At 37.4% G+C, this 26,438-nt stretch carries 24 protein-coding genes and 2 pseudogenes; 13 read left to right on the top strand and 13 right to left on the bottom strand.

The window, feature by feature from the left end; genetic code table 11:
• Positions 1–46 precede the first annotated feature (46 nt).
• Positions 47–979: a hypothetical protein gene (locus Q5W13_RS12810; RefSeq protein ID WP_304443245.1), complete on the top strand. Its 933-nt coding sequence runs from the start codon at positions 47–49 to the stop codon at positions 977–979.
• A 12-nt stretch (positions 980–991) separates the two neighbouring features.
• Here the strand turns inward: Q5W13_RS12810 and Q5W13_RS12805 are convergent.
• A pseudogene (locus tag Q5W13_RS12805) lies at positions 992–1,623 on the bottom strand (7-carboxy-7-deazaguanine synthase QueE).
• 202 nt (positions 1,624–1,825) lie between these two features.
• On the opposite strand from Q5W13_RS12805, the gene Q5W13_RS12800 reads away from it, so the two are divergent.
• Genes Q5W13_RS12800 through Q5W13_RS12780 form a run of 5 tightly spaced genes read left to right on the top strand, consistent with a single transcriptional unit; the run spans position 1,826 to position 6,222 of the window.
• Positions 1,826–3,331 (top strand): helicase HerA-like domain-containing protein, encoded by a 1,506-nt coding sequence (locus Q5W13_RS12800; protein ID WP_155594627.1) that lies wholly within the window; start codon positions 1,826–1,828, stop codon positions 3,329–3,331.
• A 48-nt stretch (positions 3,332–3,379) separates the two neighbouring features.
• Positions 3,380–3,922: a hypothetical protein gene (locus Q5W13_RS12795; protein WP_304443244.1), complete on the top strand. Its 543-nt coding sequence runs from the start codon at positions 3,380–3,382 to the stop codon at positions 3,920–3,922.
• Between the two features lie 45 nt (positions 3,923–3,967).
• Positions 3,968–4,933: a YitT family protein gene (locus Q5W13_RS12790; RefSeq protein WP_304443243.1), complete on the top strand. Its 966-nt coding sequence runs from the start codon at positions 3,968–3,970 to the stop codon at positions 4,931–4,933.
• 13 nt (positions 4,934–4,946) lie between these two features.
• Positions 4,947–5,786 carry an alpha/beta fold hydrolase gene (locus Q5W13_RS12785; RefSeq protein ID WP_304443242.1) on the top strand — a complete coding sequence of 280 codons (840 nt, stop codon included), beginning with the start codon at positions 4,947–4,949 and terminating at the stop codon, positions 5,784–5,786.
• Positions 5,787–5,796: 10 nt separating this feature from the next.
• Positions 5,797–6,222 carry a VOC family protein gene (locus tag Q5W13_RS12780; RefSeq protein ID WP_304443241.1) on the top strand — a complete coding sequence of 142 codons (426 nt, stop codon included), beginning with the start codon at positions 5,797–5,799 and terminating at the stop codon, positions 6,220–6,222.
• Between the two features lie 73 nt (positions 6,223–6,295).
• Here the strand turns inward: Q5W13_RS12780 and Q5W13_RS12775 are convergent, their stop codons facing one another.
• The 6 genes from Q5W13_RS12775 to Q5W13_RS12750 form a co-directional block, all read right to left on the bottom strand.
• Entirely contained in the window at positions 6,296–7,270 is a 975-nt protein-coding gene (locus Q5W13_RS12775) for an aldo/keto reductase (RefSeq protein ID WP_304443240.1), read from the bottom strand.
• Positions 7,271–7,419: 149 nt separating this feature from the next.
• Entirely contained in the window at positions 7,420–8,580 is a 1,161-nt protein-coding gene (locus tag Q5W13_RS12770; protein WP_304443239.1) for a Gfo/Idh/MocA family protein, read from the bottom strand.
• A complete protein-coding gene (locus tag Q5W13_RS12765; protein ID WP_304443238.1) occupies positions 8,553–8,840 on the bottom strand; it encodes a hypothetical protein in 288 nt (95 codons plus the stop codon). Before Q5W13_RS12765 ends, Q5W13_RS12770 begins: the two co-directional genes overlap by 28 nt.
• A 39-nt stretch (positions 8,841–8,879) precedes the next feature.
• Positions 8,880–9,641, bottom strand: a complete 762-nt coding sequence (locus Q5W13_RS12760) for a 3-keto-disaccharide hydrolase (protein WP_304443237.1) — start codon at positions 9,639–9,641, stop codon at positions 8,880–8,882.
• A gap of 200 nt (positions 9,642–9,841) precedes the next feature.
• Positions 9,842–10,516, bottom strand: coding sequence for an MFS transporter (locus Q5W13_RS12755; protein WP_304446503.1), 675 nt, complete (start codon positions 10,514–10,516; stop codon positions 9,842–9,844).
• Complete coding sequence (locus Q5W13_RS12750) at positions 10,500–11,144, bottom strand: MFS transporter (protein ID WP_304443236.1); 645 nt, start codon at positions 11,142–11,144, stop codon at positions 10,500–10,502. The genes Q5W13_RS12755 and Q5W13_RS12750 overlap by 17 nt, the downstream gene beginning before the upstream one ends.
• Positions 11,145–11,278: 134 nt before the next feature.
• On the opposite strand from Q5W13_RS12750, the gene Q5W13_RS12745 reads away from it, so the two are divergent.
• The gene (locus Q5W13_RS12745) at positions 11,279–11,452 is read left to right on the top strand and encodes a hypothetical protein (RefSeq protein WP_304443235.1); all 174 of its coding nucleotides are present in this window, start codon (positions 11,279–11,281) and stop codon (positions 11,450–11,452) included.
• On the opposite strand, the gene Q5W13_RS12740 is transcribed toward Q5W13_RS12745, so the two are convergent.
• The 4 genes and pseudogenes from Q5W13_RS12740 to Q5W13_RS12725 all read right to left on the bottom strand — a co-directional run bounded on the left by Q5W13_RS12740 (position 11,453) and on the right by Q5W13_RS12725 (position 16,508).
• On the bottom strand, positions 11,453–12,535 hold the full coding sequence (locus Q5W13_RS12740) for a PAS domain-containing sensor histidine kinase (protein ID WP_304443234.1): 1,083 nt from the start codon (positions 12,533–12,535) through the stop codon (positions 11,453–11,455).
• A gap of 151 nt (positions 12,536–12,686) precedes the next feature.
• A complete protein-coding gene (gene folD, locus Q5W13_RS12735) occupies positions 12,687–13,571 on the bottom strand; it encodes a bifunctional methylenetetrahydrofolate dehydrogenase/methenyltetrahydrofolate cyclohydrolase FolD (RefSeq protein ID WP_304443233.1) in 885 nt (294 codons plus the stop codon).
• Positions 13,572–13,624: 53 nt separating this feature from the next.
• A pseudogene (ffh, locus tag Q5W13_RS12730) lies at positions 13,625–14,964 on the bottom strand (signal recognition particle protein).
• 173 nt (positions 14,965–15,137) lie between these two features.
• A complete protein-coding gene (locus Q5W13_RS12725) occupies positions 15,138–16,508 on the bottom strand; it encodes a hypothetical protein (RefSeq protein WP_304443232.1) in 1,371 nt (456 codons plus the stop codon).
• A gap of 107 nt (positions 16,509–16,615) precedes the next feature.
• Between Q5W13_RS12725 and Q5W13_RS12720 the strand changes: the two genes are divergently transcribed.
• From Q5W13_RS12720 to Q5W13_RS12705, 4 genes are all read left to right on the top strand, one after another.
• The gene (locus Q5W13_RS12720; protein ID WP_155594641.1) at positions 16,616–17,128 is read left to right on the top strand and encodes an RNA polymerase sigma factor; all 513 of its coding nucleotides are present in this window, start codon (positions 16,616–16,618) and stop codon (positions 17,126–17,128) included.
• Positions 17,129–17,237: 109 nt separating this feature from the next.
• Entirely contained in the window at positions 17,238–18,149 is a 912-nt protein-coding gene (locus Q5W13_RS12715; protein WP_304443231.1) for a FecR family protein, read from the top strand.
• Between the two features lie 183 nt (positions 18,150–18,332).
• Positions 18,333–20,648, top strand: coding sequence for a TonB-dependent receptor (locus Q5W13_RS12710; RefSeq protein ID WP_304443230.1), 2,316 nt, complete (start codon positions 18,333–18,335; stop codon positions 20,646–20,648).
• 85 nt (positions 20,649–20,733) lie between these two features.
• Positions 20,734–21,723, top strand: a complete 990-nt coding sequence (locus Q5W13_RS12705) for a serine/threonine dehydratase (protein ID WP_304443229.1) — start codon at positions 20,734–20,736, stop codon at positions 21,721–21,723.
• A gap of 9 nt (positions 21,724–21,732) precedes the next feature.
• On the opposite strand, the gene Q5W13_RS12700 is transcribed toward Q5W13_RS12705, so the two are convergent.
• On the bottom strand, positions 21,733–22,605 hold the full coding sequence (locus Q5W13_RS12700; RefSeq protein ID WP_304443228.1) for a zinc-dependent peptidase: 873 nt from the start codon (positions 22,603–22,605) through the stop codon (positions 21,733–21,735).
• 8 nt (positions 22,606–22,613) lie between these two features.
• A complete protein-coding gene (gene argS, locus Q5W13_RS12695; protein ID WP_304446502.1) occupies positions 22,614–24,398 on the bottom strand; it encodes an arginine--tRNA ligase in 1,785 nt (594 codons plus the stop codon).
• 136 nt (positions 24,399–24,534) lie between these two features.
• Here argS and Q5W13_RS12690 point away from each other — a divergent pair, with 136 nt between their 5' ends.
• Complete coding sequence (locus tag Q5W13_RS12690) at positions 24,535–24,960, top strand: hypothetical protein (protein WP_304443227.1); 426 nt, start codon at positions 24,535–24,537, stop codon at positions 24,958–24,960.
• 13 nt (positions 24,961–24,973) lie between these two features.
• Positions 24,974–26,401, top strand: a complete 1,428-nt coding sequence (locus Q5W13_RS12685) for an SDR family oxidoreductase (protein ID WP_304443226.1) — start codon at positions 24,974–24,976, stop codon at positions 26,399–26,401.
• Positions 26,402–26,438 lie beyond the last annotated feature (37 nt).

Raw genomic sequence — 26,438 nt, 5'->3', positions numbered from 1 at the left:
TTTTTCGCCATTTTTGTATTCTTGCTTCTTAGCAATAAACTTCCCTATGAAAAATATACACACACTTTTATTGGTTTTGCTTTTTGGCCTTTTTACAGGATGTTCAAAAGATGAAGACGACCAAGTAGCAAACAAAAGTAAAACATTGGACAAGACTGCCAACTTGCAAGGCACTGGAGATTCTGCCAATGATATATTATCTAATGACAAATTTACCAAGCTTCTTATTGAAATTGCATATGTAGATGGTTTTAAGCCTACCGAAGAAGCCATGGAGGGTTTTGTCAATTATCTAAAGGAAAGAACTTTTAAAGAAGATATTGAACTAAAGTATACGAAACTTGAGTCTCCTGATGAAGAAAGCCTTACTCTTGAAGAAATTGCTGACCTAGAATCAGAGAACAGAACGGTTTATAATGACGATGAAACTTTGGCTGTATACATCTATTTTGCAGATGCTCCTGCAGATGGCGATGATGAAGAAGAAGGTCTAGTAACTTTAGGCGCCGTATTCCGTAACACTTCTATGATTATTCATGAAGCCACAGTTCGTAAATTGGCTGCCCAAAGACTCTTTGTTACGGATGCTGATGTAGAGAGCTCTACCTTAAATCACGAATTCGGGCATTTGTTCGGGCTCGTTAATTTAGGAACTACACCTGTAAATGACCATGAAGACATACAAGTAGACGAAGATGGCAAACCTGTTTTAGACTCAGCAGGCAACACAATTGGAAACAGTCATTGTGATGTTGAAGGTTGTCTTATGCTTGCAGAATTGCAATTTGACGGTGGGTTTACAGGCAAAAGCGCTTCGCTTACCGCAAAAGATAATAACACCATTACCTCTGCATGTTCTTTAAGCGGTAAAAGTGTTCTTAAACTATTAGATAGCAAAACTGCAAAAAACGGAATACCAGAACCTCCAAGTTTAGATAGCGAATGTCTTTTGGATCTTAAATCTAACGGAGGCCGTTAAACTTTAAGTCCGCTATGGTATATTCAAATACTTGTGCGTCTGCAATGAGACTTTCCATTTAGGATTCTTCATAACATAATCCACGATCATAGGAACCACTTTGTCCCGGACACTCCATTCTGGTTGCAAATAGAGAACACAGTCTTTGTTGGTTTTTGCAGCCTCTTGTTCTGCAAAAATTAAATCGTGCTTATTAAATACTATGACCTTTAACTCATGGGCCTCATCATAAATTCTGCCCACAGGTAATTTGTTTTTCTTTGGAGACAGGCAAATCCAATCCCAAGTACCCGTTAGAGGATATGCTCCAGAAGTTTCAATATGAATTTTAAGATTTTTAGCTTTTAAGGCATCGGTTAAAGGTTGCATGTTCCAAGTAAGCGGCTCCCCCCAGTAATTACAATGGTATCGGAATATTTAGCTGCATTCTCGGTAATCTGTTCTATAGCCGTTGGCGGATGAGTTTCTGCATTCCAGCTTTCTTTAACATCACACCAGTGGCATCCAACATCACATCCTCCAACTCTAATAAAATATGCTGCTGTACCTTTATGGAAACCTTCGCCTTGTATGGTGTAGAATTCTTCCATTAAGGGCAACATGTTCCCCTTATCCACTTCCTTTAAAACTTCATCTTTTACCATCGCGCAAAGATACGTCTTGCAGATTCCAAAACCCAAATTCTAATTCTTAAATTAAAGTGCTCATCTTTAATCCATCAGACTAGTAATTTTAACCGCTTTAGTCCACCCTACTTAGGGTGCTTCATTTTGACCAAAGCTAAACTTCTCTAAAAGTGAATGTAAAACATCAAAAATTCCCTTATTTTTACTCAAAACACAACCAATGGCTATTAAAGACGAATTCTTAAAACATATTGAGAGCGGTTACGCTACCAAAGGCGATTATATTGTAATGGGAGCAGCAATGCTAGATGAAGAGGCCATTACCAACGCACATGTAAAGATTCCTTTAAAGACCTTGAACCGTCACGGACTTATTGCCGGAGCAACGGGAACGGGAAAAACTAAAACACTTCAGGTACTAGCTGAAAATTTATCCGACAAAGGAATTCCTGTATTATTGATGGATTTAAAAGGAGATTTAAGTGGTTTAGCACAACCTAGTCCCGGCCATCCAAAAATAGATGAACGCCATGCTAAGATTGGCCTTCCTTTTGAAGCTAAAGCTTTTCCGGTAGAAATCCTTTCGCTTTCTGAACAAGACGGCGTTAAGCTTAGAGCTACGGTATCCGAATTTGGCCCCGTACTTTTATCTCGTATTCTAGACCTTACCGAAACTCAAGAAGGTATTGTTTCCGTTGTCTTTAAATATTGCGATGACAATAAACTTCCGCTTTTAGATTTAAAAGATTTCAAAAAAGTACTACAATACGCTACCGGTACCGGAAAAGCAGAATTCACAAAACACTACGGTAGAATTTCTACAAGTTCTACAGGAACCATTCTGAGAAAAATAATAGAACTTGAACAACAAGGAGCCGATTTATTTTTTGGTGAAAAATCGTTTGATGTAGAGGATTTAACCAGAATTGATGAAAATGGAAAAGGATATATCAATATTTTAAGATTGACCGATATCCAAGACCGTCCAAAACTCTTTTCTACTTTTATGTTAAGCCTATTGGCAGAGATATACAGTACTTTTCCTGAGCAAGGCGATAGTGATAGACCTGAATTAATTCTATTTATAGACGAAGCTCACCTTATTTTTAACGAAGCTTCAAAAGCGTTGTTAGACCAAATTGAAAGTATTGTAAAGTTGATACGTTCAAAAGGTATTGGTATTTATTTTGTTACTCAAAACCCTGCCGATGTGCCTAACGCCGTACTTTCTCAATTAGGGCTTAAAGTACAACACGCGCTTCGTGCTTTTACCGCAAGAGACCGAAAAGCAATAAAACTTACAGCTGAAAATTATCCTATTTCTGAATACTATGATACCAAAGAAGTATTAACTTCCTTAGGTATTGGTGAAGCTCTTATTTCTGCTTTAGATGAAAAAGGACGCCCCACGCCGTTAGCTGCCACTTTGTTACGTGCACCTATGAGCCGAATGGATGTTTTGACCGATAGCGAGCTGAAGTCCGTTATAAAAAATTCTAGTTTAGTTAAGAAGTATGGTGAGGTTATAGACCGCGAAAGTGCCTATGAAATTCTAAACGAGAAAATAGAAAAGGCTGAAACCGCAGCTGCAAAAGAAAAGGACAAACCTAAAACTACATCTAGAAGGAGAAGTACCAGTACTAGACAAAACCCCATTATAAAAGTATTGACCAGTGCCACTTTTATTCGTGGTGTTTTAGGAGTTCTTAAAAAAGTAATGCGATAAATTAAAAAACGTAGTTTTCAGATTAAAACAAATAATTTACAAAAGTACATGAAAAGTATAGTAGTTAGTATTTGCCTAATCGTTTGCCTCGCAAGTTGTAATGAAGAAAAAGACACCTCTTTTTCCATTATCAAAGATCGTGTAGGTAAATTGGACCGCATTAGTTTAGTGCGAGACCTAAAGATTATTTACGAAAATGATTCTATTGTAAAGGACAGCACCAGCACCAACAGTGCTAACAATAGCAAAAAAGTAAAAATTTTTGAAAAAGGAGGGAAAGCATTACTGACCCTTACCCCAAATTCAGATAGTATACCAACTATTGAGAATATTCGTATTGAAGACCCTCGTTTTACTACAGAAAAAGGAGTTGGTTTGGGCAGCACTTTTAAAGACATTAAAGACAATTACACCATTAGAAAAGTAATTACCTCAATGAACAATGTAGTGATTCTTTTAAAAGATAGTGATGTTTATTTTACCATCAGCAAAGAACAACTTCCCTCTAGTTTACGTTACGCAACAAGTGTAAATATTGAAGCGGTTCAGATTCCGGATGACGCTAAAATTAAATATATGATGGTAGCCTGATTAGACTCCTTTGAAATTATTGATAGCCAAATTTAAAACCGTACCATGAATACACTTCTGCAATACATCTTGGTACAACGGGCCAAAGCCAAGCTTAAAGGCAAAAAAGCAATTGCCAAAAGGCAGCTGGTTAAAGAAGTTAGATACGGACAAGTAGAATTTGTTCATGCTATCAAAGAGATACTTTTTATAGCCGGTGGTGTTGGTGCGGCAGGATTTGGTCTAAAAGGCTTTTTATTACCCAATCATTTTATTGACGGCGGAGCAACCGGTGTATCGTTATTGATTCAGGTAAAATCGAATATACCCTTGGGTGTTTTACTTTTGTTGGTAAATATTCCTTTTGTACTTCTTGGAGCCAAAACCATCAGTAAGAAATTTGCTTTAAAGAGTATTTTTGCCATTGTAGCACTAGCCATTTTAGTACATTTTGTTCCCTACCCTATTATCACAAGTGACAAATTGTTGATAGCCGTTTTTGGCGGATTCTTTTTAGGTCTCGGAATTGGAATGGCCATGCGTGGCGGCAGTGTTATAGATGGTACAGAAGTCTTAGCTATTTACCTCAGCAGAAAATGGCACTTGACCATTGGAGATGTTCTTCTTCTCATTAATATTGTAATTTTTTCGGCAGGTGCTTATTTACTAAGTATAGAAACTGCTTTATATGCCATACTCACCTATTTAGTAGCCGCTAAAACCGTAAACTATGTGGTTGATGGTGTGGAAGAATATATTGGGGTGACCGTAATTTCACCCAAAAATGAAGAAATACGCATCATGCTTACCGAAAAAATGGGCCGAGCTTGTACGGTTTACAATGGTAAAGGAGGATATGCTAAAGATGGAATTGCCCGTATTACTACAGACATTATTTACACTGTAATGACTCGTTTGGAATTGGCCAGATTAAGCACCGAAATTGATAAGATAGATAAAAACGCCTTTATTGTTATGGGCGTTGTTAAAGATATTAAAGGAGGGATGATTAAAAAGAAGCCCTTAAAATAGTTCAGTAAAACTTATGCGTAAATCAATTAACAAATTACTTCCTAAAGTCTTTGGACGATATTTTAATATGCTGGCTAGGGTATCTAAAAAAAAGGCGGCAGAAAAAGCTTTCTATGTTTTCTGTACGGTGAGAAAAGGAAAAGTTCTTCCCAACCAAAAAGAATACCTGGACAAAGCTAAAAACGGAACTATTGAAGTTAAGGACCATACTTTACAAACCTACCATTGGCCCGGCAGCAAAGAAACTGTACTCCTCGTTCACGGCTGGGAGAGCAATACTTTCCGGTGGCGCAACCTAATTACCAAACTTCAGGAGGCGGATTATAATATTATAGCTTTTGATGCTCCTGCTCATGGGTATTCTTCTGGTAAATACTTAAACGTTCCCTTATATTCAGATGGTGTACAAGCAATGATTGATAAGTATGCCCCAAAGTATTTGATTGGGCATTCCGTGGGAGGTATGACATTAATGTACAACGAGTTTTATCATAAAAATGAAGGCGTTGAAAAAATGGTAACTATTGGCTCTCCTTCAGAATTTTATGAAATAATGGACCACTACCAGAGACTGCTTGATTTTAATGATAAGGTTCGTGAGGCACTCGAAGCCTTTGTTCTTGATCGTTTTGGCTTTACAGTCAAAGAATTTTCATCCTCTCGCTTTGCGAAAGCAAATACAAAGAAAGGATTACTGTTTCATGATGAGTTAGATAAGTTAGCTCCTTTTCATGCCTCGGAAGCTGTTCATTCTTATTGGAATGACAGTACATTTATTCGCACTAAAGGTCTTGGACACTCTATGCATCAGGAACATATAAATGATCAAATTGTAGATTTTTTGAACAACTAAAATAGAAATTATGCAAGCCGTCACCCCCTTTCATATCGCCATACCCGTTCATAACTTAGACGAATGCCGCACATTCTATAGAGAAATATTAAACTGTGAAGAAGGCCGTAGTAGTGACCACTGGGTGGACTTTAATCTATTCGGACACCAATTGGTTATTCACTACAAACCTAAAACACAAACTGAAGACCTCCATAGCAATCCGGTAGACGGAAAAAATGTTCCCGTACCCCATTATGGTGTTGTTTTACCTTGGGATGTATTTGAATCTTTTTCCAAAGAGCTTAAAAATAAAGGCGTAGTGTTCGTAATAGAGCCCTACGTAAGATTTGCAGGTCAAACCGGTGAACAAGCAACTATGTTCTTTTTGGACCCAGCAGGTAACGCCTTAGAGTTTAAGGCATTTAAAGACATGGGGCAATTGTTTGCCAAGTAACGAACAAGTCTATCGTTAAAAAAAACTAGTCGCTCTTCGACTGCGCTCAGAGCGACTAGTTTTTTATTATTTCCTATTGCGACCACTCCGTAGGCTTTCTTACCCAACGGTGCTTTTGTAATTCCTCAACTAACTCTTTTGGCAATCTTTTTCCATCGCTTGTAGCAGTATTGGCTAAAACATTACGCTCCTTTCGCATGCCAAAAATAGTCGTACCAACGGTCTTGTTCTCTAAAATAAAACGCAATGCCATCTCTGCCATAGTCATACCTTCTGGAATTAAGGGTCGCAATGCATCAGCATGATCCACACTGGAGTTTAAGTTTTCAGGTACAAAATATGTACCACGCCAATCTCCTTCCGGAAATGTAGTTTCTTTAGTTAAATTACCCGTCAATGTTCCTTCATCAAAAGGCACTCTTGCAATAACAGCAATGTCTAACTCCTCACATAAAGGAAAAAGTACATCTGTAGGATTCTGGTCAAAAACATTATAAATAACCTGTACCGCATCTATCAAGCCTGTTTTGAGAGCTTCAATACCATTTTCAGGTTCCCAGCGATTAACACTGATACCCATGGCGCCAATTTTTCCTGCTTTCTTTAAATCCTCAATAGCACGTTGCCATTCCTCACGGTTAGACCAACCGTCATCCCATGTATGAAACTGCATCAAATCGATACGTTCCATACCCAGATTGGTCAACGTTTTTTCAGTATATTCTATGATATGATTTGTTGGGTAGGAATCCTCAAATTTGTATTCCGGTTTTGCTGGCCAGTTAAAATTTTTAGGTGGTATCTTACTTGCTGAGTAGAGTTTTGTTTTAGGGTGTCTACGGATGAGTTCCCCTAATAATTCTTCACTATGCCCTTCTCCATAACCCCAAGCGGTATCAAAAAAATTGACACCGTTTTCAACGGCCATAAGGTCAAGCGATTTTGCAGACTGCTTATCGTCAGACTCTGTCCAACCGGCCATTCCCCACATTCCATAGCCTACCTCACTTACTTGCCAACCCGTTCTTCCGAATTTTCTATATATCATTTTACTATTATTTTTGTGGAAATCTAATGTGGTTTACAAAACGCATCTTCGTTTTAAAGCAAAAGGACTGTATAGTGAATTTCGTTTCTAGATAATTTATCCAGTTTCAAAAAATACGATACAGACCTTACTTTTGTACTTATAACTTTTTAGAAATCGCGATAATCACCACCTAAGAACTGATTAGCTTCCTCTTCGGTAAACTTGGCAGTTTCGGCATTGTAATGCAAAGTTTTATTCGGAAAACGACCAGCAATGACACCCAATAGAATAGTTTCGGTCAAGCGTCCCGCATAAGAGAAAGGGGCTGTAGTCTGTCCCTTTCCTAAACAAGCATCCACAAATTGATGGTAATGTTTTGGACCTTCCGAGTCATAATTACGAATAGGCTCACCCAAATTATTCGCCTTGGAAACCTCAGCTATTTCTTTAGATATATCAACATATTTACCTTTTACAATTTTCTGCGGTAATTGCATGAAATGCGGCAAAAGCAAACGACCTTTTTTACCAATAAACATAGCTCCTTGACTAGGTAATTCCCCAGCTCCCGCCATTCCGGCATCAAGAGATATTTTATCTTTTACACTACCGTCTTTATCCTGCTTTCCTCCCGAAGTCTTTCCTCCAGGTAGGATTAAGTCTTCATGTTTTGGTGGCATTCCCGGACCATCGTACCAAACCCACTTAAGGTTTTTAGTGGTGAATTCCGTTCCTGGAAACTCATAGGTTACGGTATTATTCTCAGGAAATCCAAATCCGTTAGACTTGCGACAGTCATTTTTAATAGTCAATGGAACGTCTAAGTTTAGTGCATTATAAGGAGTGTCAAAAATATGCACGCCCATGTCCCCTAAAGTACCACAACCGTAATCCATAACTTTTCTCCAATTTCCGGGATGGTAATATCCCTCTTTATAAGGGCGCTCCTTAGATGTACCCAACCAAAGATTCCAATCTAATTGATCAGGCACTGGGTCTTCTCCTTGAGGCTCTTCTCCATTATATCCCCAAGATTTTGGTGACCAAGCATGTACTGTATGTACTTTACCAATAATACCAGATTGAATTAAAAGTGTAGCCAAGCGATAATCATAAAACGAATGTACTTGAATACCCATCTGAGTTACCAAATTCTTTTCTTTGGCAACTTTCATCATTTTTCTAGATTCATCAACGTAATGCGTTAATGGTTTTTGGCAATAAACTGGTTTGTTCATCTCCATAGCCATTAAAGATGCCGGTGCGTGTGTATGATCGGGTGTCGAAACTATTACTGCATCTATTTCATCTCCCATTTCATTAAGCATGGCGCGATAATCAAAGAACACTCTTGCTCCCGGGTGTGCTTATGTGCTTTTGATAAGTTAACAGAATCAACATCGCATAATGCAACAACATCTACAGCACTGTGTGAAGAAATAGCACTAAGATCTTCCGCTCCCATATTACCTACACCTATATGTGCCGTACGAAGCTTTTTTCCTTTTTGGAAAGCCCATGCCGCATTAGGCAATAAGGCAAATGATGATACAGCCGCAGCACTTTTTAGAAATTCTCTTTTATTCATTTTTCAAGTAGTTTGGATTATTGCTGTTGTTCTGAATATTTATAATTCTTTAATTTTTACGTTTTTTAGCCAAAGTGGACTATCATGATCTTGAAAACCGATATATCCCTTTTTAAAAGAACCGTACTTAGGAAAATCTTTCCACTTTCCTTTACTTTTTCGTTCTTCCCAGTCTTCTGACCATGGAACGAATGACAATAGTTTTTTTCCGTTGAGCCAGTGCTCTACATTTTCTGGAGTAAAGATGATGCGAGACGTGTTCCACTCTCCTGCTGGCTTCACTATCTTTTGGCTTATATCTGGCAAATGCATGGCGTAATCTGCACCTGTTTTCTGCCATTCCTTTAATTTGGCATTATTTATTTCTTCCCATTTCAGGTCGTCTAACATCTGGTATTCAGGTGAAATTTCAGGAATTCCCCAGTCACCTTCCTGAATATGATACAACAGACCACTATTACCTCCTTCTGGAATTTTCCATTCCCAAGCCAATTCAAAATTGTCAAATTCTTGTGCAGCGTAAATAATATCTTTTCCGCCTTTACGGTTTTCCTCAGTTCTTTTCTCGGTATCAAATGTCAAAACTCCATCCTCAATTACCCATTGCGGCGGTAAGTCATCTCCATTATAAGCTCTCCAGCCTTCAGTAGTTGTCCCATCAAAAAGATAAATCCATTCTTCATTGGCTTCATCATTACTAGTAGCCTCAGCATTTACTTTAACTATTTCTTTTTGTTTGGTTTCATTTTTACATGAAATTAAGGCTACCGAGATGAATAGGGTTAAGGCTAGTTTTTTCATTAAAAGCTGTTAATTTAAGTTCTAGTATTACTGCACTATCTAAGCCTAACATGATTTTAATTAGGGAACGAAACACGCCCTTTCCTTACTTCGCCGTAAGGCATAAGCGCTATTTTTTCAACTCCTCAAAAAAAATACTAGCAGACAAATTGTAAACGAATGGAGAAGGTAGCCAATTTACATGAGTTGACCAAGCGTATTTATTGCGGGTTATTCGCTCGAATAGAAGCAATAGACAGGAACAACAAAAATACCAACCCTAAATAACCGAGCAGTCTATACGACCCAAAAGTGCTAAAGCAAAGACTAAAAATAGGCGGTGCGAGTGCACTGGCCAATATTAAAAATGACATAACCTTACCTGTAATGGCTCCTAGGTGGGTACGTCCAAAAAAACGAGGCCAAACAATAGCGTTAAGAACTGCAAAAAAGCCTCCTAAAACACCAAAACCTCCAATTAATAAAGGAATACCGAAAGAAGATGATAAAAATAAAAATCCGACTGAAGCCATAATTCCACCTAAAATCATCAAATATAAATAGAGCTTCAAATGTAAGTAATCACTTAAAAAATTGAAGATTAATGAAATTGTTACTGCAACAACCGATGCTGGCAAAAAGATTGAAATAGCATCATCTTTTGAAAAGCCTTCACTGGCAAAAACGGAAACCACATGAAAAGTAAGACCGGTAATAAAAAAGCTATTAAAGGCCAGTATGAGTCCGTACATCCAAAAAGCTCTAGTTTCTCTTGCCTCTTTGGCCGTGTATTGCTTTGCTGCCGGAATTTTAATAGATTCCTCTTCATCCTCCAGAATTTCGCCATCTGGCAAAAGACCGTGTTCTTCTGGTTTATTTTTATAGAATTGTAAAATTAATAAGGAGAAGATTACTAATGCCGCAGCTAAAATTTGCCAGAACTTGCCAACTATACCCTTCTATTAAAGCATTTACCCAAAGTGGTGAGGACGAAAAACCAAATGAAATAGCTACACTACTAATAGCATTTACTTTCCCTCGGTTTTTATCGAACCAAATCATAATAACATTTCTGGATGCCATTGTAAGCACTCCTTGTCCCGAAAATCTAAGTACAAAAAAGAGAGCGGCCATTATTACAAACGGAATAAGCCATGTATCCACATTCAACATGGTTTTCACAAACTCACTCATTTGCACGGACCAAGAACACAACATAAGCGCTACCGACAGTGTAATTGCCGCAAAAAATGCCACGTACCGTGCTCCATATTTATCAAACCAAACTCCTGCACGACCAATAACCAATGAACTGCAGATCGTGCCGATCATATAGGCATTGCTGAACTGGTTTCGGCTTAAGCCAAGTGCATCTTTTACGGGGTCGGTGAATACGGATACTCCTATAGTTTGCCCCGGAATACTGAAATAAATACCAATGGTACCTATAACAAGAATTACATAGCCATAAAAAACTGGACTTTTGGCAGGATCTACGAAGGAAAATCGGTTATTGCTTGACATCTATGAAAGGAAAGCTGCAAAAATACCAGTTTTGCCAGAGCCACTGTATTTTTAAAGGTAAAGATTATAAGAAATCTATACGGAAGTGCAGTTTTGAACGTTATTGGTAAACTAAATCTTTTAGAAATTTACCTATGAGAAAATTCGCAGCCGTACTGTTCGTCCTCACTGTAATCATAATTTTGAGCAGCTGTAGTATTGATGATAGCAATGATATAGAAGTTATAAAACCTGTGGGACACCGTAATTACAGGACAAGTTTTACAAAAGCAATTCCTAAAGTAAAATACAGTTCTTATCTACGGTAATTAATCACCAAATATAATGGTGAAAGTACTTCCTTCATTAACTTTACTGGTTACGTTTATAGTACCGCCAAGACTTGTAACGTGACTATGCACTAAATACAATCCAACTCCTTTACTGTCTTTGGTACCATGGAATCTTTGATTTAAATTGAAGATAAGATGCCCTACCTTTTCCATATCAAAGCCTAATCCGTTGTCCGTGAACGTAAACGTTTTTTTACCGTTTGATTCACCCGAGGTAATTTGTATTTCAGGAAAAACATCTGGTCTAGCGTATTTGATTGAGTTGGTTATGAGGTTAAGAAAAATACTCTCCATGTAGGTGGAATTAAACCGAACACTTTCCATTGCTGAAAAGTCCAAAGAAAATTTAACTTGGGAATCCTTAATCAAGGAGCTTATAGAGCCATTTATTTTTTCAAAAACTTCCTTAAAGAATACCTCTTCTACCCCAACACTATTGCCCTCATTTTCTTTTAAAGCATCTACATAAGAATTTAAAGAAGTTTTAAGTCCTTCCGCAGACAGTTTTATATACTCTAGTATTTTTTCATTCTCTTCTTCACCGTTGTCTTTATTACCTAAAATATCTGCTAGATATAGTAAATTATTCACAGGAGACCTTAAATCATGAGAGGTGGTATAATTCAGCTGTTTAAGCTGTTCATTTATTTTAGAAAGCTGAGCTACATGCGAAATGCGTTCAGACTCCAGGTTCTTTTTATGAGTGATATTCTTTGCAATAGCATATATCAATTGTTTATCCGGCATAGGGATAGACGTCCAATGCAGCCACACCAACTCTCCGGATTTACAAACATACCTATTTTCAAAGTCCAACAAAGGCTTACTATTTATTAGACTTTTTCTGTGAGAAGCTGTCAGACTACGGTCTTCTTCATAAATAAAATCACAGATGGGTGCAGAAAATAATTCCTCCTCTGAGAACCCTAATAGTTTAATAAATGCTGGATTAACTTTTCGGAAGTAGCCATCATACCCTGCAACACATAAATAATCCATTGAAAGATCGAAGAATGGATCTAATTGAATATTCGTCGGAACGAGTGCTTCCTGCTGCATATGATGTAGGTTGGTTACAAAATCTAACGCAGAATAACTTGATATTGTTGTGCTCCGAATGAAGTAAATGATTACAAATCAAAAGTCTATAAAAAATAGCCTTAGAAAGAATCAATTATCAAACACAAAAACCTACTATAAACTAATAAAATTACTTGGAATTACTATTTCTCTCCCTAGCTAAAAGTGTATTTTTCAACAACATAGCAATAGTCATTGGACCAACACCACCGGGAACTGGAGTAATAAATGAAGCTTTCTTGCTAACAGACTCAAAATCAACATCACCAGTAATATAATAACCTTTTGCTTTAGTTTCATCAGAAACCCTGGTAATACCTACATCAATAATAACAGCACCTTCTTTGACCATATCGGCCTTTAAAAATTCAGGCACTCCTAATGCAGATACAATAATATCTGCCTGTAAGGTAAGCTCTTTAATATTTTTTGTTCTACTGTGTGCAAGAGTAACGGTACAGTTTGCCGCTTCTCCCTTCTGGCTCAATAAAATACTTATTGGTCTACCTACAATATGGCTACGACCTATAACCACGGCATGTTTTCCTTGCGTATCTACTTTATAACGCTTTAAAAGCTCCATAATACCAAATGGCGTAGCAGAGATGAAAGTCTCCATATCCAACGCCATTTTCCCAAAGTTAGCTGGATGGAATCCATCTACATCTTTATCTGGGTCAACGGCCATTAAGACCTTTTCCTCATCAATATGTTTTGGCAATGGAAGTTGCACGATATAACCGTCAATATCTGAATCTGCATTAAGTTCGTGAACTTTCTTAAGCAGCTCTTCTTCAGTAGTTTCACTAGGTAAGTGAATCAAAGTAGATTCAAAACCTATTTTCTTACAAGAACGTACTTTACTGCCAACATAAGTTAAACTAGCACCGTCATTACCCACGAGAACAGCTGCAAGGTGAGGAACTTTCTCCCCTCGTTCTTTCATGTTAGCTACATCAATAGTAATTTCGTCCTTTATCTCGTTGGAAACTTTTTTTCCGTCTAGTAGTATCATAGTATTCGGTTACGGTCTAATCTGGTCTTGTAATTCTCTTTGTAATTCTGGCTTTATTTCATGCCTTTCATGTTCCCCATCATCTGCATCATCTTCTTACCGCCGCCGCCTTGCATCATCTTCATCATCTTGCTCATTTGGTCAAACTGCTTCATAAGCTGATTCACTTCTTGCACTTCTCTTCCACTTCCTTTAGCGATTCGCTTTTTACGGCTTACATTCAATTTAGAAGGGTTTGAGCGCTCATCTGGCGTCATACTATGAATTATAGCTTCTATATGTTTGAAAGCATCATCATCAATATCCAAACCTTTTAGCGCTTTTCCGGCGCCAAAGGTATCATCCCCATCAAATCTTTGATGTTACCCATCTTTTTGATTTGTTGTATCTGGGAAAGAAAATCATCAAAGCCGAATTTATTCTTAGCTATTTTCTTTTGGATCTTACGAGCTTCTTCTTCATCAAACTGCTCTTGGGCTCTTTCTACTAAAGAGATAACATCTCCCATGCCCAAAATACGTTCTGCCATACGTGAAGGATGGAAAACGTCTATAGCTTCCATCTTTTCACCTGTACCGATAAACTTGATTGGCTTATCTACTACCGATTTAATTGAAATGGCAGCTCCACCGCGGGTATCACCATCCAATTTGGTAAGTACAACCCCGTCAAAATTTAAAATATCATTAAAGGCCTTAGCTGTATTTACAGCATCTTGACCCGTCATTGAATCCACTACAAAAAGTGTTTCTTGAGGTTGAATGGCTTTATGAATCTCAGAGATTTCATTCATCATCTCTGTATCTACTGCCAAACGACCCGCGGTATCTATAATAACCACGTTGTAGCCTTCTGCTTTTGCTTTGGCAATACCAGCTTGTGCAATCTTAACCGGATTCTTCTCTTCTCGATCAGAATATACCTCAACACCAATCTGCCCACCAACTACGTGTAACTGATCTATTGCCGCAGGGCGATACACATCACAAGCTACCAATAAAGGTTTCTTGGTTTTTTTTGTCTTAAGAAAGTTGGCCAATTTACCTGAAAAGGTAGTTTTACCCGAACCTTGAAGACCTGACATTAAAATTATGGAAGGAGTTCCAGAAAGATTAATACCTTCTGTCTCGCCACCCATAAGCTCGGTAAGCTCATCTTTGACAATCTTTACCATCAACTGGCCCGGTTGCAATGCAGTCAATACATTTTGACCCAAAGCTTTTTCCTTGACCTTGTTGGTAAACTCTTTTGCTATTCTGAAGTTAACATCGGCATCCAATAAAGCCCTACGAACTTCCTTGGTAGTCTCAGCAACGTTAATTTCCGTTATCTGCCCTTGGCCCCGTAGGGTATGTAGGGCTTTATCTAGCTTTTCACTTAAATTATCAAACATCGTCTTAATTGCTTTTGAAGAAAGGCAAATTTAATAATAACTGAGGGAAAGAACGGGGCGTAAAGAAAAAAATATAATATCACAAAAAAAGCACCCATCTTTCGATGCGTGCTCTTAAAAAATCTGTGGGGCAAAATAGGTATCTGGTTACTCTAAACTTTAGTTTTCAAAAGCTAATTGCAAACCTTGGTTAAAACAATAACTTCTTCTTTTCTTTTTATTTTCATGTCTTCTTCTCCGCATTCAAGCACCTGCCATTCGCCAATGTAATTAGCTAAACTTCTACTCAGGCCACTGAATGTCAACATATTTTCTTCTATTGTCCAACTCCCCTCATCAACCACTTCTCCGTTGGAACCATAAACAAGCATACGTTTTTCTGCAAATTCTACTAATAAGTCTTCAAAGAATTCTCCTTTTTCATCAGACATTCTCCAACTACAAACGCTTAATCTATTTTCAATAATTTCTGCGTCACATACTATTGGTTGATAATCACAATCTTTTTCCAACACCATAGAACTATCCTCTACGAACATTTTAATCTTACCTTCTTTTATTTCATAGACCTTCCAAGTCTCATTAAACTCAACAGCATCTTCAAAATCTAGTTTCAATACCACTCTATAATCTTCAATAGCCGTACTCCACTTACCTTCTGTGTTATACCCGTTTCTACCGTAAGAAGTAACTTTCCCGCCTTCCTCAAAAGAAAGTGCGTACATATCATAATACTCAGATTGATCTGTGCTTTGCATTTCTACTTTCACAAGGTCCCATGGGCATTGCACTAAAACGCTATCTAATTCTTCTTTTGTAAAATCATCGTCATTATAGTCGTTATCATCATCTTCATCACAAGCATCCTTTGCCTGCCTCAAAATATCGGAAAGCTCAGAATTTGTGTTTGCAATTACCTCTGTACTATCTTTATATTTTAGGGTAATAGGAAAATCAAAACTTACAAGATCACTCTCTTCAAGACCTGCAAAGAATCTTCTCAGCTCTACATCATGCTCTACTAATACAGATGCCGTTTGCTGAAAGTTAGGATTATAGGTAAACACGGTTGCAGGATATACAACATCAATACATTCTATATCTGCATCAATACCACCTTCAACACATTCTAAAGCTGTTTTTTGCAAATCTTCTTTAGTACTAATAGTAACCTCAGTATAATCTGCCATGGTAACTGTAACAGGAAAAACAATATCCATGGTACTCTCAAAACCTTCTACATCATCTAAAATCTCTTCTAAAACCTGCAAGCCGTCCATAGAATCTATGGTTAACTCTACGCCATTTGCCACAACTTTATATGGAAACTGAATATCAAAACAACTTGCGCCATCTACAATATTATCATAAGAACCATCATTGGATACCGTTTCTTTCATTAGTTCCAAAGCAGTAGAATCAAAAGATAAAGTTTGCTCCTCATCTATTGTTTCTACAAACGGCTCTTCGTCCTGACACGAGGTCAAGGCCATTAGCAAGGCCAGTAGGAAAGCCACCAATGAAAATTTAAAACACTTCTTCATACCGATTTGGAATTTATGGATACTTCAAACCTGAAACAACCAATAATTAAAATACCCTACTTGCCTAGATTCGATTTTTTCAAATACCTTTGAAAAAAATCACCTAATTGGAAACCAAAAATACAGGCAATGTTTGCGAAGAGCAAGTCTTTGATACAATTTTCAAAGCTAATTCTAAAACGGTTTTCAACTATATATATTATAAGTTTGGGAATGAGGAGAAAGCCCATGACGCTGTTCAAGAGGCTTTTGTGAAACTTTGGGAGAATTGTGCCAAGGTTTCACCTCTAAAAGCTAAATCATACGTATACACGGTTGCCAATAATTTGTACTTAAATGTGATAAAAGCAGAAAAAGTACGTTTAAAGTATGCGGACAAGACCCTGAAGGTCACCCATGAGTCCCCAGATTATATAATGGAAGAGGAAGAGTTCAAACAAAAATTGAACCGAGCCCTAGATAGTTTACCTGAAACCCAGCGGACCACTTTTCTATTGAATCGTATAGATGGAAAAAAATATGCCGAGATAGCCGAAATGGAAGAGGTTAGTGTAAAAGCTATTGAAAAAAGAATGCACTTAGCCTTGAAATCGCTCAGGGAAAAGATTGAAGGAATTTAATAAGTATTAGCCGGATTAATTCGTTTTAATTAATCCACTTTAATATCTATTGTCCAAAAAGTAGGGTATTTACGTAATGAATTGTTACTAAGGCATAAAGGTAGAATTAATGCAAGAAAATCACTTAGCAAAATGGCTGAATAACAACCTCACCGAGGCTGAGCTCGCAGAATTTAAAAAATCTGATGAGTATGCTTCCTATGAGCGTATTATTGCCGCTTCAGACCAGCTTAAAGCACCTGACTTTAATGCGGATGAAGCTCTTATGGCTATAAAGAACCAACGCACCTTGCAAGATACCAAGGTTGTGCAATTGCATCCTTTTAAGAAATTTATCCGAATTGCAGCGGCAGCAGCCGTAATTATATTCGGCTCTTATTTTTACCTGAATAATTTAGACGAAAATATAGTTACTGAATACGCCGAAAATAAAGAAGTAATTCTTCCTGATAATTCAAAAGTACGCTTGAATGCTGATTCTGAACTTTCTTATAGCGAACGAAAGTGGAGTAAAGAACGTAACGTAGAACTAAAAGGTGAAGCCTTCTTTAAAGTAGCCAAAGGCAAGCGTTTTACTGTTGCTACAGATGCCGGCAAAGTTGCCGTTCTGGGTACACAATTTAATGTAGAAAACAGAGAAGGATTTTTTGAAGTTACCTGTTTTGAAGGTTTGGTAAGCGTTACTTTTAATGGTAAAGAAACTAAACTACCTGCTGGCACTTCTTTTATGGTTATAGACGGTAAAATTACAGAAGCATCGGTACATCAAACTCAGCAACCATCTTGGTTAAATAACGAAAGTACATTTAAAAGTGTGCCTCTAAAATATGTTCTTGCTGAACTAGAAAGACAACACAATATTACTGTAGAAACGCAAGACATAGACACAGAACAATTGTTTACAGGAACTTTTAGTAATACGGATAGGGATATTGCGTTAAAGAGCATAAGTGCCCCTTCGCAAATAAAGTTTAAATTTGAGGGCAGCAAAGTGCTCTTCTATGGCGATAAAAATCCGTAAACTTCTTTTTTTATTGCTGGCTTTACGTGTTTTCTAACTTCACATGATGCCATGGCGCAAACTGGCGAAAAGATAGCTCTGTCTACTTTTTTGCAACAGCTTGAACAGGAATTTGACATCAAATTCTCATATGCAGATGATGAAATACAAGGCCTGTAAATTTACAGCCCACAGGAGACTTTATTGTCAAATATTCTAGATGATATTGAGAACCAAACCCAAGTTGAGTTAGAAAAACTCAATGAGCGGTACTACACCCTTACCAAAAGTAATTTCGTATCTATTTGCGCAACGGTACTAGATAACTTTAAGATGAACACGTTATATGGTGCTAGTGTAAAAATCTTGGGAACCAACTTAGCTACTATTATTGATGAAAATGGTACGTTTTCACTAAGCAACGTCCCTAGAAATTCCTCTATACAGATTAAACATTTAGGTTATAAAACCTTATTCATAAGTGCAGACGAGCTTATTAAAAAAGAGCCGTGTACAACCCTTTTACTCGCTCAGTTTTACCAGCAATTAGAAGAGGTAGTTGTATACGAATTCCTGACCAAAGGATTAATAAAACAACTAGACGGTAGTATTGAAATGAACAGTGAAGAATTTGGTATTTTACCAGGCTTAACAGAGCCCGATGTACTACAGACCGTTCAGGCGTTACCCGGCATAGAAAGTACGGATGAAACCGTTTCCAACATTAATATTCGCGGAGGAAGCAATGACCAGAACCTCATCTTATGGGATGGCATAAAAATGTACCAATCTGGACACTTTTTTGGTTTAATCTCTGCTTTTAACCCTTATTTGACGGACAAGGTAACTTTGATAAAAAATGGCACGGGAAGTCAATATGGCGATGGGGTTAGTGGCATAATAGATATGCATACCAAGGATGATATTGCAGATACTTTTTTTGCCGGCGCAGGCTTCAATCTTATTGGTGGTGACGTTTATGGACATTTACCGGTTACTGATAAAATCGGCGTTCAATTTTCGGCTAGGCGCTCTCTTACGGACTTAATTGACACTCCTACTTACGACAAGTTCTTTACCCGTGTTTTTGACGATAGCCAAGTAGCACAAGAAGGAAATTTCTACTTCTACGATTTTACAGGAAAGCTGTTATATGATATCAATGAAAAACAAAAATTTCGCTTCAGTTTTATCAATATAAACAACTTACTGGATTATACAGAGCGGGATATGGATAATGATAGCGAAATACAAAGTGCTTTAAACCAAACGAACCTATCTTTTGGCACCAGTCTAAAAAGCGATTGGACTAAAAAATTCACTACTTTTCTAAATCTGTACCACACCCAGTATAAATTAGATGCTCAGAATACTTCTGGTAATGCAGAACAAATTCTGTTTCAGAATAATGAAGTTCAAGAAACAGCTCTAAAACTCAATACCAATTACATACCAAACGACAATTTTAACTGGCTTAACGGGTATCAATTTACGGATACCGGTATTGCAAATGAAACATCTGTAACACAACCTCCTTTTGAGAGCAATGCAAGGAACGTTATTAAAAGTCACGCTCTTTTCTCTGAGCTTACTTTTACGTCAACCAATAAAAAAGTTTATGCCAGAGGTGGTCTACGTTTAAATTATTTAGAAAATCCGGGTACGTTTAGAGAGTATATTTTAGAGCCCAGATTAAGTTTCAACTATGCCTTTACAAGACATTTAAAAATTCAGGCATTGGGTGAATTTAAAAGTCAAGCTACCAATCAGGTAATTGATTTGGAACAGAATTTTTTGGGTATTGAAAAACGACGTTGGATAGTATCGGACGGAGAGAACTTGCCTATTACCAAGAGCAAACAAGGCTCAATAGGCATCAACTATGACCACCAAAACTTTTATGTAGGCCTAGAAGCTTTTTATAAAGAAGTAGATGGCATTAGCACTTCTACCCAAGGCTTTCAGAATCAGAATCAGTTTAATGGTGAAATTGGAAAGTACGATGTAAAAGGTGTCGAATTTTTAATCAATAAAAAGACAGATGATTATAGCATTTGGGCCAGCTACACTTACAACTTAAACAATTATAATTTCTCTGAAGTTGTACCACCTAATTTTCCAAATAACTTGGACATAAGGCATGCCGCTACGTTTGCAGGAACCTACACTTTGGAAAATATTAAATTTGGAATTGGCCTTAACTATCGCGCAGGAAAACCTTATACGGAGCCTCAAACAGACGAACCATTAAACACTACCTTTTTTCCGAATAGAATAAACTACCAAGAACCTAATAGTAGTCGATTACCAGAATATTTACGAGCCGATGCTTCCGCAATCTACAATTTCAACATCAACGAAAAACTGAAGGCATCTGCTGGTATATCTGTTTTGAATTTTACAAGTCGAAAAAATATTCTAAACAGTTATTATCGCCTAAATGAAAATGATGAAATAGAAAAAGTAGAAACTATTTCTTTGGGCCTCACTCCTAACGTAAGTTTCAGAGTTCGATTTTAAAGGGTATAAGTTAGAAAAGCCCCAGAAATTATAATTAATTTTATGCGGATTCATTATTCTTTTTAATCTGACAAGCCCTTCGACCATGCCCACAATAGAAGATATTAAAAAAGCCCGAAAACGTATTGACTCTTTCGTTCACGAAACTCCGATTCTTACATCCTCACTTTTAAATGAATGGCTAGGACATGAAATTTATTTTAAAGCTGAGTGCCTACAAAAAATAGGGGCATTTAAGGCTAGAGGCGCTTGTAATACGTTGGCTTGGCTCATAGAAAATAATGAGAAACCAAAACACGTAATTGCCAACAGCTCTGGTAATCACTCACAAGCAGTGGCATGGGCAGCAAGGCAATTTAATATTCCGGCTACCATTTATATGCCAGTCTATGCCTCTAAAATAAAAATACAGGCTACCAAATCGTACGGAGCCCACGTTGAACTCTGCGAGGACCGAAATATTGCCGACGAGCTTGTTCTTGAAGCTTCCAAAGAAGAAGGAACCTACTGGATACCACCATTTAACCATCACCAAGTAATTGCAGGCCAAGGAACAGCTATCTGCGAGGCACTTGAGCAAGTAACGGACATAGATGCCGTTTTTGCACCCTGTGGTGGCGGTGGGCTTTTATCCGGTACAGTTATCGCTACCAACGCCTTGTCACCCAATACCAAGGTTTTTGGTGTTGAACCTTTAAATGCTAACGATGCCGCCGAATCATTACGCACAAATCAAATTCAGAGGTTAGCTTCAACCCCTGATACGCTTGCAGATGGCGCTATGACCATGTCCGTAGGTGACATTACTTTTGAGTACTTGAAAACGTTGGATGCCATGTATGAAGCCGAAGAATCAAAATTGATATACTGGACACAATGGCTAACCCATTTACTAAAATTACACGTTGAGCCTACCAGCGCCATGGCCATGGAAGGGGTTGTGCAATGGCTTAAAAATAGTACTAGTAAAAAACGTGTTATGGTAATTTTGTCTGGAGGAAACATAGACCATACAAACCAATTAAAGATTTGGAATCCGAACCATTTAGATTCTAGGCCCGGCTTAGACCTTTAAAGAGCTACATTAAGATTCCACGGCTACTTCTCCTAGAAGTTCTTCAGGAAGCACCTGAAAATCAAAACTCAACATCTTTTGAATAATAGCATATAGCTCTGGAAAATCTGCTAGAAATATTTCTGGAGTTTCGGCATAATTCTCTACTGCTACGGAAAAAAACTCCTGTAGGTTTGTCATCCCGTATTCTCTAAAATAATTTGAATCCGATAGCTTTTGAGCATAACCTTCTCTTAGAAAAAGTTCTTTAATTTTCTTGAGCCCTACTCTAAATTTACGTGCTTCCCATGAGCCTTTTCTAATCATTTCAAAACTGAGGGCGTGGGCAAATTCGTGAAAAGCAAGATTTACGTTATCATCGGAAATCCGGAATCCTTCCCAAATAGTATCCGCAGAAAAAATAACGGTTTTAAAACGGGGGTTATACTCCCCTAAATGATGTCTTCGGCTAATCCGGGAATAATATTTTGAGGGATAAATGACTATTCGCAATAAGGAACGAGTCATTGTATAATTCTTTAAGCCCAATGTCATTAGTATAACAGAAGTACTTAAAAGCAATTTCAATTCTTCTTTCTGGTTTACTTCGCCATAAAAAATGAACTTCTTTTTACTTCTAAACCATACGATACGTTTATTGCATTTTTCTTTTAAAGACGCAGGTAACTTTGAGTAAACAGGGAAATTATCTGTAATTAGTTTTTTATCTCCAGCAGAAAGAGCCTTTAATTTTACAAAAGGATTCAAAGAGTACAGCCCAAACGTATAATACACGATATACAACACCTGAAAGCCAAGGAATGCCAGTGCTAAAATCTTGAAGTTGTACTCTGTAAGCATACTGCTTACAACTCCAAAAATAAATTTAAATTGTATAAGCAAGCCTGCGTTTACATACGTTCTGGAACGTCAATACCTAAAAGTTTAAAAGCCGATGCTACTACCTCGCTAACTTTCTGAGAAAGCTGCACACGTAGTACTTTTTTGTCGTCATCGGTTTCACCTAAAATTGATACTTGTTGGTAGAACGAATTAAATTCCTTTACCAAATCATAAGTATAGTTGGCAATCAGAGCTGGACTATAGTTATCTGCCGCTAGTTGAATTATTTCAGGATATAACTGTAACTGCTTTATAAGCTCTTTTTCTTTGGTATGCAATTCTCCAATAGCACTAATCTCTACATCTGCGCTAGTGTCAAAATCAGCCTTTCTTAAGATAGACTGGATACGTGCATAGGTGTATTGTATAAACGGACCAGTATTTCCTTGGAAATCCACAGATTCTTCAGGGTCAAAAAGAATACGTTTTTTAGGATCTACTTTTAAAATGTAATATTTAAGCGCTCCAAGACCAATCAACTTATAAAGTACATTTTTCTCGTCATCCGAGTAACCTTCCAACTTACCTAAATCTTCGGATATTTGAGCTGCTGTGCTCGTCATATCGTTCATTAAGTCATCTGCATCTACAACGGTTCCTTCTCTACTCTTCATTTTACCACTTGGCAAATCCACCATTCCATAACTTAAATGATGTAAATTTTCCGACCAAGAGAAACCTAATTTTTTCAAAATCAAGAACAACACTTTAAAGTGATAATCCTGCTCATTACCCACGACATATACCATACCACCAACATCTGGATAATCTTTTACCCTTTGAATAGCCGTACCAATATCTTGGGTCATGTAAACCGCCGTACCATTTGACCGGAGTACTATTTTCTCGTCAAGACCTTCTTCCGTAAGATCAATCCAAACGCTACCATCTTCTTTTTTGTAGAAAATACCTTTTTCAAGTCCGCCAGCAACAACATCCTTACCTAGCAAATAGGTATTGCTTTCATAGTAAAGCGTATCAAAATCTACTCCAAGGTTCTTATAGGTAACATCAAAACCTTTGTATACCCAACCGTTCATTTCTTTCCAAAGCGAAACTACTTCTTCATCACCAGCTTCCCATTTCTGAAGCATTTCTTGAGCTTCTAAAAGAATGGGAGCTTCTTTTTCGGCTACCTTTTTATCGGTTCCGTTAGCTACCATCTCAGCAATTTCAACTTTGTAAGCCTTGTCAAAAGCAACGTAATAGTTACCAACAAGCTTATCTCCTTTTAACCCTGTACTTTCTGGAGTTTCACCATTACCAAAACGCTGCCACGCCAACATACTTTTACAAATATGAATACCACGGTCGTTAATGATTTGGGTCTTATAAACTTTCTTTCCAGAGGCTTTCAAAATCTCGGCAACAGAATATCCTAAGAGGTTATTTCTTATATGCCCTAAATGCAAAGGTTTATTGGTATTTGGCGAAGAATATTCAACCATTACGGCATTGTTCTCCTCTTGAGGCACAAAACCATAAGTATCATTATTTTTTATATCATTAAAGAAATCAAGATAAAAAGCATCTCCAATAACAATGTTTAAAAAACCTTTAACCACATTAAAACCGGTAACCTCAGCTACTTCTTTTTCTAAATAAGCGCCTATTTGTTCACCTATCTGAACCGGATTTCCTTTCACAAAACGAAGCATAGGAAATACCACTACAGTGACATCACCTTCAAAATCCTTCCTGGTCGGTTGAAATTCTACCAATGGTAATTCTATTTTAAAAATAGCTTCAACAGCTTCCTTAACCTTGGCTTCTAAAATTGCTTGGATACCCATAAAATCTTTCGTTTCAGGCTGCAAAACTAATCATTTTTTACGCTTTTACCGTAAGACGGGCTGTAATGGCTTCGCTTTTCTTTAACTTTATGAAAATGTAGCCCTACGGGCAATTAGTTTTGAAAAAAGACCCCACATGCTTTTAAACGTATCATACACAGACAAACAGGTTACTAAAAAGATAGACGAAGCTGTAGGTAAGCCCTTTAAGCTTAGAGAACGTTGGGATATGGGCGGCATTGGTTCGCCTAGATTGTTCATTACCGAAACCAGTGTTGAAATTAGAAATTTGCTGATTTTAGATAATAACCGTGACCAGTGCAATGTAGAGCTCAGACCTAAAGGAATTATTGTTCGCTTTAGGTCATTATTGGAAACCTTTGCTTTGGTTATTCCATTTTACAAACTCACTTTATATAAAGGCGATATTGGTATTTACTCCATATATCGCGATCATTATTTTATTAAAGTAAAGGCCGATACTAAAGCGATTCAGAAATTTTTTATCAAAATTCAAAATTACAAGGCAGATAATGCGCCTACCTCAATCGAAGATTTATAACACGTAACAGAACATGAAAATACTCTTAACAGGTGCCAACGGCTATATTGGTATGCGATTACTACCACAGTTGTTAGAAATGGGCCATGAAGTTGTTTGTACTGTGCGTGACGAAGCGCGGTTCTCTATTGATAAAGAAACACGGGCACAGATTGAAGTCCTTGAAGTAGATTTTTTAAAAGAGGTAGAACCTTTTAAAATTCCTAAAGACATTGATGTTGCCTATTTCTTGATTCACTCTATGAGCTCCTCAATACAGGATTTTGACACCCTAGAAGCAAAGACGGCAGAAAATTTCAATGCCTATCTAAGTGAAACAGAAGTAAAGCAAGTTATTTATTTGAGTGGTATTGTTAATGAAGAAAATCTCTCCAAACATCTTTGGTCTAGAAAAAATGTGGAGCGCATACTTTATGAGGGCTCTTTTCAACTTACGGTTTTAAGAGCTGGTATTATTGTGGGTTCTGGTAGTTCATCTTTTGAAATCATACGTGACCTCTGCGAGAAACTACCTTTTATGATAACGCCTAAATGGGTTTTAACCAAAACTCAACCTATTGCTATACGTGACATTCTTGCCTTTTTGACCGGTGTTCTTGGCAATGAAAAAACCTATAACGATTCTTTTGATATTGCCGGGCCAGATGTTCTAACCTATAAACAAATGTTAGAACAGTATGCAGAGGTGCGTGGTTTCAAGAACTATATCTTAACGGTTCCCGTAATGACGCCTAAATTATCTAGTTATTGGCTGTATTTTGTTACCTCAACCTCTTATAAGCTGGCATTGAATCTTGTAGACAGCATGAAAATTGAGGTCATTGCAAAAGACCAGAGGTTACAGAAACTGCTGGATATTAAACCTCACACTTACAAAGAGGCTATTGACTTGGCCTTTAAAAAAATAGAACAAAACTTGGTAGTCAGCAGCTGGAAAGACAGTATGGTAAGCGGCCGCTTTAAAAAGAATTTGGAGAAATATATTCAGGTTCCCAAATACGGCGTTCTTAAAGACGTGAAGAAAATAAAGGTTGACAACCCAGAACAGGTCCTAAAGAATATTTGGAAAATTGGCGGAAATACAGGTTGGTACTATGGCAACTGGCTATGGAAAATTAGAGGGATTATCGATAAATTCTCGGGCGGCGTTGGGCTACGTCGTGGCAGAACTCACCCAGATAAAATTTATGCTGGTGATTCATTAGATTTTTGGCGCGTTCTCCTAGCTGATAAAAAAACCAAACGTTTATTACTTTTTGCTGAAATGAAACTACCGGGAGAAGCTTGGCTAGAGTTTAAAATTGATGAGAACAATGTACTTCACCAAACTGCAACTTTTAGACCTAGAGGTTTAAAAGGGCGATTGTACTGGTATAGTATTGTACCTTTTCATTACTTTATTTTTGGTGGAATGATCCGTAATATCGCTAAAGCAAAATGAAGATAAAACTAGCACTTTTTTTCCTAATTAGTCTGGC

The organism is Zobellia laminariae, assembly GCF_030553095.1.
Taxonomy (GTDB): Bacteria; Bacteroidota; Bacteroidia; order Flavobacteriales; family Flavobacteriaceae; genus Zobellia; species Zobellia laminariae.
Note: the sequence above shows the minus strand (reverse complement) of the source record. Positions and strands in the feature narration are given on the sequence as shown.

Excerpts from the sequence above, each read along its gene's own strand:
- Q5W13_RS12810 (WP_304443245.1), top strand. The coding sequence starts at position 47 with ATGAAAAATATACACACACTTTTATTGGTTTTGCTTTTTGGCCTTTTT.
- Q5W13_RS12800 (WP_155594627.1), top strand. The coding sequence starts at position 1,826 with ATGGCTATTAAAGACGAATTCTTAAAACATATTGAGAGCGGTTACGCT.
- Q5W13_RS12795 (WP_304443244.1), top strand. The coding sequence starts at position 3,380 with ATGAAAAGTATAGTAGTTAGTATTTGCCTAATCGTTTGCCTCGCAAGT.
- Q5W13_RS12790 (WP_304443243.1), top strand. The coding sequence starts at position 3,968 with ATGAATACACTTCTGCAATACATCTTGGTACAACGGGCCAAAGCCAAG.
- Q5W13_RS12785 (WP_304443242.1), top strand. The coding sequence starts at position 4,947 with ATGCGTAAATCAATTAACAAATTACTTCCTAAAGTCTTTGGACGATAT.
- Q5W13_RS12780 (WP_304443241.1), top strand. The coding sequence starts at position 5,797 with ATGCAAGCCGTCACCCCCTTTCATATCGCCATACCCGTTCATAACTTA.
- Q5W13_RS12775 (WP_304443240.1), bottom strand. The coding sequence starts at position 7,270 with ATGATATATAGAAAATTCGGAAGAACGGGTTGGCAAGTAAGTGAGGTA.
- Q5W13_RS12770 (WP_304443239.1), bottom strand. The coding sequence starts at position 8,580 with ATGCTTAATGAAATGGGAGATGAAATAGATGCAGTAATAGTTTCGACA.
- Q5W13_RS12765 (WP_304443238.1), bottom strand. The coding sequence starts at position 8,840 with ATGAATAAAAGAGAATTTCTAAAAAGTGCTGCGGCTGTATCATCATTT.
- Q5W13_RS12760 (WP_304443237.1), bottom strand. The coding sequence starts at position 9,641 with ATGAAAAAACTAGCCTTAACCCTATTCATCTCGGTAGCCTTAATTTCA.
- Q5W13_RS12750 (WP_304443236.1), bottom strand. The coding sequence starts at position 11,144 with ATGTCAAGCAATAACCGATTTTCCTTCGTAGATCCTGCCAAAAGTCCA.
- Q5W13_RS12745 (WP_304443235.1), top strand. The coding sequence starts at position 11,279 with ATGAGAAAATTCGCAGCCGTACTGTTCGTCCTCACTGTAATCATAATT.
- Q5W13_RS12740 (WP_304443234.1), bottom strand. The coding sequence starts at position 12,535 with ATGCAGCAGGAAGCACTCGTTCCGACGAATATTCAATTAGATCCATTC.
- folD (WP_304443233.1), bottom strand. The coding sequence starts at position 13,571 with ATGATACTACTAGACGGAAAAAAAGTTTCCAACGAGATAAAGGACGAA.
- Q5W13_RS12725 (WP_304443232.1), bottom strand. The coding sequence starts at position 16,508 with ATGAAGAAGTGTTTTAAATTTTCATTGGTGGCTTTCCTACTGGCCTTG.
- Q5W13_RS12715 (WP_304443231.1), top strand. The coding sequence starts at position 17,238 with ATGCAAGAAAATCACTTAGCAAAATGGCTGAATAACAACCTCACCGAG.
- Q5W13_RS12705 (WP_304443229.1), top strand. The coding sequence starts at position 20,734 with ATGCCCACAATAGAAGATATTAAAAAAGCCCGAAAACGTATTGACTCT.
- argS (WP_304446502.1), bottom strand. The coding sequence starts at position 24,398 with ATGGGTATCCAAGCAATTTTAGAAGCCAAGGTTAAGGAAGCTGTTGAA.
- Q5W13_RS12690 (WP_304443227.1), top strand. The coding sequence starts at position 24,535 with ATGCTTTTAAACGTATCATACACAGACAAACAGGTTACTAAAAAGATA.
- Q5W13_RS12685 (WP_304443226.1), top strand. The coding sequence starts at position 24,974 with ATGAAAATACTCTTAACAGGTGCCAACGGCTATATTGGTATGCGATTA.